The organism is Deinococcus radiopugnans ATCC 19172 (genome assembly GCF_006335125.1).
Lineage (GTDB): Bacteria > Deinococcota > Deinococci > Deinococcales > Deinococcaceae > Deinococcus > Deinococcus radiopugnans.
The window spans coordinates 1-1,189 of the sequence record NZ_VDMO01000065.1 but is presented as its reverse complement, the minus strand read 5'-3'; the positions used below and the strand labels follow the sequence as shown (position 1 = coordinate 1,189).

Annotated in this window: 1 protein-coding gene; it reads left to right on the top strand. The window is 61.1% G+C overall.

What is annotated here, in order from left to right:
* Positions 1 to 203: 203 nt before the first annotated feature.
* Positions 204 to 1,187, top strand: coding sequence for an IS4 family transposase (locus tag FHR04_RS20665; RefSeq protein ID WP_139405052.1), 984 nt, complete (start codon positions 204 to 206; stop codon positions 1,185 to 1,187).
* The last annotated feature ends 2 nt before the right edge of the window (positions 1,188 to 1,189 follow it).

The following is a 1,189-nucleotide window of genomic DNA, read 5'->3' as shown; positions in this document are numbered from 1 at the left end:
TTCATTTTTTAGTCGTCCCAGACGGCGGGAAGGTCACCTTCCGGTCTGTCCCTCGACAGAAACGAGAAATGGCGGTGTTTTGAGGTGTGAAGCCACCAAAACCCGCCGCCTCACAGGCTACCGAACTCACCGCCCATTTCAAAGCCTGTGTCCCCTCGCTCCGTATCGACACGCATCAGCGTGCCGTCGACGTTGTTCTGGCCATGATCATGGCCCAGAGCGTCAACCACCGAGATCTGGGGGCGCATTTGCCCGGCACCAGTTCTCCTGAAGCCAAGAAGCGGCGCGTGGAACGCGCCGTTCACGATGAGCAGCTCACGGCTCAGGTCTTTCTGGCCCTATTGCTGGTGCATCTTCCCCCGGGCAAGATCCTGATGAGCGTGGACCGAACAACCTGGGAACACGGCGATTCGCCGCTCAACCTGTTGGTCCTGGGTGCGGTAGTCCACGGCTTCACCATTCCGCTCGTCTGGGTGGCCCTGGACCATACGGGCAACAGCGACACCCGGGCACGCATGTGGCTGGTGTTACGACTGCTGGAGGCCCTTCCAGCGCGACGCTGGAAGGGTCTGGTGGCGGACCGGGAGTTCATCGGGGCCGAGTGGTTCCGCTTTCTCCGCCGGAAAGGGATTCGCCGGGCCATCCGGATTCGGAAGGACACCGTGCTGGACGAGCTGTCAGCAGACGAGTGGTTCCGGGAGCTGCAACCTGGTCAGTTCCGGATGATCGCGGAGCGGACTGAGGTGTTTGGTGAACCCATGCGGGTGGTGGCCACCAGGTCACCCGCGGGTGACCTGGTGATCATCGCGACGGATTTTCATGTGTGGGAAACGTGGCAGCTGTACAAGCTTCGCTGGACCATCGAGTCTACTTTCAGCTCGCAAAAGTCGCGGGGCTTCGATTTGGAGCGGACCGGAGTCACCGACCCCACACGGTTGGAGCGACTGTTTGGTTTGGTGACCCTGGCCTGGCTGGCTTGCCTCCGGGTGGGCGTCTGGCGGCATGAGATGAAACCAATTCGGATGCTAGCCCATGGCCGGAAGGCCATGAGCCTGGTGCGCTATGGCTCGGAAGAATTGCGCCATGTGCTGCGGTGGGTCCCGGAGAGAATCGGCGAGATTCTCCACGTCTTGATACGCCCTTTTCCCGCACTGGGACAGCCGGAAACTGAAGTTGTCAGCTACTGAGG